General features: G+C 75.3%; 5 protein-coding genes and 1 pseudogene. 5 read left to right on the forward strand and 1 reads right to left on the reverse strand.

Going from position 1 to position 6,297, the window contains the following annotated elements; translation table 11 throughout:
- Positions 1-91: pseudogene (locus tag ABZW03_RS35445) on the reverse strand (ABC transporter ATP-binding protein); the annotation flags it as partial.
- Here ABZW03_RS35445 and murJ point away from each other — a divergent pair.
- The 5 genes from murJ to ABZW03_RS35470 all read left to right on the forward strand — a co-directional run.
- Positions 92-1,948 (forward strand): murein biosynthesis integral membrane protein MurJ, encoded by a 1,857-nt coding sequence (gene murJ / locus ABZW03_RS35450; protein WP_355267906.1) that lies wholly within the window; start codon positions 92-94, stop codon positions 1,946-1,948.
- A gap of 306 nt (positions 1,949-2,254) precedes the next feature.
- Entirely contained in the window at positions 2,255-4,216 is a 1,962-nt protein-coding gene (locus tag ABZW03_RS35455; protein WP_355267909.1) for a serine/threonine protein kinase, read from the forward strand.
- A 41-nt stretch (positions 4,217-4,257) separates the two neighbouring features.
- Positions 4,258-4,974, forward strand: coding sequence for an RNA polymerase sigma factor SigM (gene sigM, locus ABZW03_RS35460; protein ID WP_355267912.1), 717 nt, complete (start codon positions 4,258-4,260; stop codon positions 4,972-4,974).
- Complete coding sequence (locus ABZW03_RS35465; protein WP_355267915.1) at positions 4,971-5,963, forward strand: hypothetical protein; 993 nt, start codon at positions 4,971-4,973, stop codon at positions 5,961-5,963. Before sigM ends, ABZW03_RS35465 begins: the two co-directional genes overlap by 4 nt.
- 173 nt (positions 5,964-6,136) lie before the next feature.
- The coding region (locus tag ABZW03_RS35470) for an FAD-dependent oxidoreductase (protein WP_355267918.1) at positions 6,137-6,297 on the forward strand (161 nt) is incomplete at its 3' end.

The raw sequence follows: 6,297 nt of genomic DNA on the forward strand, positions 1-6,297 counted from the left end.
CGACGCGGCCGGGGCGGGAGGAGAGGAGGACGACGCGTTGGGCGAGGCGGACGGCTTCGCGGACGTTGTGGGTGACGAAGAGGACGGTGAGGTGTTCTTCCAGCACGGCGGCGCTCCGGGCGGGCAGCACCACTTCGTGCCGCCGATCGAGTTCGACCCGCCGCTCTCCGAGGAGGAGGCCACCATGCAGGTGGCCGCCGTCGCGGTGCCCCCGGCGGTCGAGCCGCTCGCGGACGTCGCCGCCGAGGAGCGGGCCGCCCAGCAGGCGCCCGCGCCCGCCGCCGAACCCGCCAAGGCCGGCGGCGGCAAGGTCTCCAGCCTGCTGAACTCCAGCGCGATCATGGCGGCCGGCACGCTGGTCTCCCGCGGCACCGGCTTCGTCCGGACCATGGTGATCACCGCGGCCATCGGCGTCGGGGTGATGGGTGACTCGTACAACGCGGCGAACACCCTGCCGACCCTGCTGTACATCCTGATCGGCGGCGGCGCGCTGAACGCGGTCTTCGTGCCGCAGCTGGTGCGCAGCATGAAGAACGACGAGGACGGCGGCACCGCGTACGCCAGCCGGCTGCTCACCCTGGTGATGGTCGGGCTCGGTGGCGTGGTCTTCCTGGCCGTGCTCGGGGCGCCCGTGCTGGTGCAGCTGATCGCCCACCCGATGATGGCCACCCCGGAGCTGGCCGACACCACGGTGGCGATGGCGCGCTACTGCCTGCCGACCATCTTCTTCATGGGCATCCACGTGGTGATGGGCCAGATCCTCAACGCCCGCGGCCGCTTCGGCGCGATGATGTGGACCCCGGTCCTGAACAACATCGTGGTGATCTTCACCTTCTCCGCCTACATCTGGGTCTACGGCGGGTTCGGCACCACCCACGTCACCCCCGAGGGCATCTCCCCCGAGGGCGTGCGGCTGCTCGGCCTGGGCACCCTGATCGGCCTGGCCGTCCAGTCGCTGGCGATGATCCCGTACCTGCGGGCCGCCGAGTTCCGCTTCCGGCCGCGCTTCGACTGGCGCGGCCACGGCCTGGGCAAGGCCGCCCGGCTGGCCAAGTGGACCTTCCTCTTCGTGCTGGCCAACCAGGCCGGCTACCTGGTGATCACCCAGCTCTCCACCAAGGCGGGCGCCGCCGCGGCGGCGGCCGGCCACAACGGCGTCGGCCTGGCCGCGTTCTCCAACGCGCTGCTGATCTGGCAGCTCCCGCAGGCCGTGATCACCGTCTCGATCATGAGCGCGGTGCTCCCCCGGCTCTCCCGGGCGGCGGCCGACGAGGACGCCGGCGCCGTGCGCGACGACATCTCCTACGGGCTGCGCACCACCGCGGTGGCGGTCGTCCCGGCGGCCTTCCTGTTCCTGTCGCTCGGCCCGGTGATCGGCCGGTCGATCTACGCGGTCGGCGGCAACGACACCGTCCTGACCGACGCCACCAACGTCGGTCTGATGCTCTCCGCGTTCGCGCTGGGCCTGATCCCGTACTCCGCCCAGTACGTGATGCTGCGCGGCTTCTACGCCTACGAGGACACCCGTACGCCGTTCTCCAACACGGTCTGGGTCGCCGCCTGCCAGGCCGGCTTCGCGCTGGTGTGCTGGCTGGTGCTGCCCGCCGAGTGGACGGTGACCGGCCTCGCCCTCGGCTACGGCCTGGCCTACGCCGTCGGGGTGATGGTCGCGCTGCCGAAGCTGAAGAAGCGGATCGGCGGGCTGGACACCAAGCGGATCGGCCGGACGTACAGCCGGCTGGCCGCCGCCTGCGTCCCGGCCGCCCTGGTCGGCCTCGGCGCCAGTCTCGGGGTCCAGCAGGTGCTCGGCGGCTGGGCGGGCAGCGTGACGGCCCTGGTCGTGGCCGGCGGCCTCCAGCTGGCGGTCTTCGTGCTCATCGCGAAGCGCCTGCGGATCGAGGAGTTGAACTCCATGCTGGGCATGGTCCGCGGCCGACTGGGCCGCTGACCTTCGACCGACCACCGGCCGGACGAGCGGGCGCCCTGACCGGGCGTCAACCGGAGCGAGACGCTCCTCCGCTCGTCCGGCCGAGTGCTGGGTCACCGGTTCGTTCGGGTCCGGCCGACCTCCGGATGGCGACCCGGTGTCGGATCTGCACCACATCTCTCCACCCCTGTGCAACCGAGCGGACGCCTCAGCGGTCGTACCCGGTGGAGAAGAGTGGGCACAATTGTCCTGGAGCACAGGGCCGCCGACGCCCGGGCTCCAGCGACTCTCTCAAGCCGGGGCGACACAAGGGGAGGCAGGACCACGGTGGCTGATGGCACCAAGGCGGTCGTCGACACGTCAGCAGCTGACGCGGCGACGGACGAGGCCGCGCTGGCCGCGGCGATCGACGAGCTCGCGGGCCCGCAGGCCACCGACGGGAACACCTCCGCGGACGCCCGCGAGGACGCCACCGCTGCCGCCGCCCCCGGGCGCCCCGACGGGGACGGGGACGGGGCCGACGCACCGGACGCGGCCCCGGAGGCCGCCGTCGGCGAGGAGACCTCGGAGATCACCGCCCCGCTCTCGGTCCAGGAGCTCCGCGCCGAGCTGGCCGCCGGCTCCCCCCGGAAGAAGCCCGCCCCCGAACCCGCCCGCCCCGCCCGCCGCCCCACCGACCCGCAGCCCACGGTCGACCCGCGCGACACCGCCACCCTCCCGCGCACCCTCCCCGCCCCGCAGCGCCGCAGCGGCGACATGATCGGCCACCGGTACCGGCTGGAGGAGTGCATCTCCCAGACCGAGACCTTCAGCAGCTGGCGCGCCGTCGACGAGAAGCTGCGCCGGGCGGTCGGCGTCCACCTGATGGCCTCCGGCCACCAGCGGGCCCGCAAGGTGCTGGCCGCGGCCAAGTCCGCCGCCCTGCTCGGCGACCCGCGCTTCGTCCAGGTGCTGGACGCCGTCCACGAGGGCGAGCTGGTCTACGTCGTACGGGAGTGGCTGCCGCACTCCTCCGACCTGGCCAGGCTGCTCGCGAACGGCCCGATGGAGCCGCACGAGGCGTACCAGATGGTCCGCCAGGTCGCCGACGCCGTCGCGGCCGCCCACCGGCGCGGCCAGGCCCACCTGCGGCTCACCCCGCGCTGCGTGCTGCGCACCGACAGCGGCCAGTACCGGATCAACGGCATCGCGGTGGACGCCGCCCTGCGCGGGCTGCCCGCCGAGGACGCCGAGGACGCCCAGCGGGCCGACACCCGCGCGATCGGCGCACTGCTGTTCGCCGCGCTCACCCACCGCTGGCCGTACCCGGAGGACCGCTACGACCTCCAGGGCCTGCCCAAGGGCCTCCAGAACGCCGCGCCGGACCAGGTCCGCGCCGGGGTCCACAAGGGCCTGTCCGAGCTCGCCGCGCGGGCCCTGTTCGACCAGCCGCCGCACCACGCCCGGCCGATCACCACGCCGGAGGAGCTGGTCCGGGCGATCGCCCAGCTGCCCAAGATCCGCCAGCCCGAGCCGGAGCTGCCCGCCTTCCCGGCCCCGCCCCGGCACAACACCCACGCACTGCCCACCGCGCCCAACCCGACCCGGGTGGCCGACACCACCGTCGCCCCGCTGCCCGCCTCCTCCCGCCCGGCCTCCTCCCGGCGCACCCGGCGGCGGCTGCGCCGGGTGGTCAAGGCCACCGCCTGGACGGTCGCACTGGGCGCGATCGGCGTCGCCTCCTGGCAGTTCGTCGACAGCCTGCGGCACACCGGGCCGGCCGCCGCGTCCCCGCTCCCCTCGGCCAGCAGCAACGCGCCGAGCCCGCAGGCGAGCACCCACAACCCGGTGCCGCTCACCATCAAGGACGCGCAGTCGTACAACCCGCTGGGCGACGGGCCCGAGGGCACCGAGAGCCTCTCGAAGTCCATCGACAACGACCTGAGCACCTCCTGGACCACCGGCTGGTACGTCGACCAGCTCGGCCCCAAGCCGCCCGCCCTGAAGTCCGGCACCGGCCTGCTGATCGACCTCGGCTCGCCGCAGCCGGTCTCCTCGGTGAACGTCCAGTTCTCCGGCGGTGAGCAGTCCGCGGAGCTGCGGCTGCCCACCCCGGCCGCCGCCGGCAACCCGATGCAGGCCAAGCCGGACGGTTTCACCGTCGTCGGCAAGAAAACCGGGACCAATGTCGAGTACACCCTCGACTCCCCGGTCACCACGCGGTACCTCTTGATCTGGCTGACCGGCCTGACGAAGGATCCCGACGGCAGGTTCCGCGGCCACGTCGCCGAGGTCAAGGTCTCCGGCTGACCGGTGCCGGTGGGCCCGGCACGACTGCGAGGGGTCGAGGGGTGACAGGGACGGACGACGACGCGGCGCTGCTCGCCCGGCACGTCGCCGGGGACCCGGAGGCCTTCGGCCTGCTGGTGGACCGCCACCGCGACCGGCTCTGGGCGGTCGCCCTGCGCACCCTGGGCGACCGGGAGGAGGCCGCCGACGCCCTCCAGGACGCCCTGGTCTCCGCCTTCCGCGCCGCCGCCGGCTTCCAGGGCCGCTCGGCGGTCACCACCTGGCTGCACCGGATCGTGGTCAACGCCTGCCTGGACCGCGCCCGGCGCAGCGCCACCCGCCGCACCACCCCGCTGGACGAGGACCCGCAGCGGCTGGACACCCTGGTCGGCACCGCCGAGCCGGCCGACTCCCCGGTCGTCCGGGCCGAACTGCACCGCGAGCTGACCGCGGCCCTCGCCGAGCTGCCCGCCGAGCAGCGGGCCGCGCTGGTGCTGGTCGACATGCAGGGCTACCCGGTGGCCGAGGCGGCCGAGCTGCTCGGCGTCCCGGTGGGCACCGTGAAGAGCCGCTGCGCGCGCGGCCGGGCGCGGCTCCTCCCGCTGGTCCGGCACCTGCGCGAGCCGGGTGTTTCACGTGAAACAGCGCGCGAGACACAGACCGCCGCCGGCTCGGCCCCGCCGCGCCGGAACGCCCCGGGGAACCCGCGGCGCCCCGGTCCCGTCACAGGGACGAGCACCGGTCGGACGATCCTGGAAGGAGACCCGAGCACCCGATGAACGCCCACCCCTCCTTCCCCGACGCCTCCGACGACCACCCCCCGGTCGAGCGGCTGGCCGACCTCGCCGAGGGGCTGATCGACTCCCCGGACGCCGCCGGGGCGCTGCACCGGCACCTGGACGGCTGCGCCGAGTGCCGGGAGACCGTCGACGCGCTGGCCGAGGTCCGGGCGCTGCTCGGCGACGTCGAGGCCCCGCCGATGCCGGCCGACGTCGCCGCCCGGCTGGACGCGGCGCTGGCCGAGGCAGCCGCCGACGCGGCCGGGGGCGACCACGACAGCCCCGCGGCCGACCGCCGGACCGACAGGCCCGTACCCGCCGCCACGGCGCCCGTCGCGCCGTCCTCCCCGCCGTCCCCCCCGCCCCCCCCCCCCACCCCCGCCCGCCCCGGGGACGGGCGGGCCGGCCGGTCCGGCGCGGCCACCGGCCCGGGCCGTACCCGCCCCCGCCGGCGGCGGTTCGCCCTGCTGCTCGGCGCGGCCGCCGCCCTGGCCGCGCTCGGGCTCGGCGGGACGCTGCTGCTGCACCCCGACGACCGGTCCGGCACGGTGACCGCGAGCGTGGGCGGCGCCCCGGCCGCCACCGCCGACGGCGGGAGCGCCCGTGCCCCCCACACCGCCGGCACCGACTACCGCGAGGACACGCTCGCCGCCCAGGTCCAGCAGCTGCTGGCCCGCGCGCAGGACGCCCCGGGCCTCCGGGCCACCGGGCCCGCCGCGTCCGGGCCGTCCGGGGGCGCCGGGTCCGGCGGCTCCCTGCTGCCCGCCGACGGCGCCCGCCCGGAGCCCGACTCCCCCTCCCCCACCGGCCCGGGCTGCCCGGCCCCCGCCCCCGGCACCCCGCTGGCCACCGACCGGGGCAGCTACCGCGGCGCCCCGGTCGACGTCCTGGTCTACCCGCTGCCCGACCGGCCCGGCTCCGTCGACGTCTACCTGCGCTCCCCCGACTGCGGCCCGGTCCTCCTCCACCAGGCCGTTCCCAGCCGCTGACCGGTGGTTCCCATGCGATCCACGTCAACGGCGGCACGCCGCTCCCGGACTCCGGGCGCCTGGTACTGATCCGCCTGGGAATGCGAGACACTGGTCAGTCGTTGTCCCGGGCGGCGGAGCAGGACCGCCCTCCCCGCAGCAAACGCGGGTCGCGATGCGAACCAGGAGAAGCAGTGAGCGACGTCCGTAACGTGATCATCATCGGTTCCGGCCCGGCCGGGTACACGGCTGCGCTCTACACGGCCCGTGCCTCCCTCAAGCCGCTGGTCTTCGAGGGGGCCGTCACCGCCGGTGGCGCGCTCATGAACACCACCGAGGTCGAGAACTTCCCGGG

Origin of the sequence: Kitasatospora sp. NPDC004799 (genome assembly GCF_040609095.1) — a bacterium.
In the GTDB taxonomy this organism is placed as follows: Bacteria; Actinomycetota; Actinomycetes; order Streptomycetales; family Streptomycetaceae; genus Kitasatospora.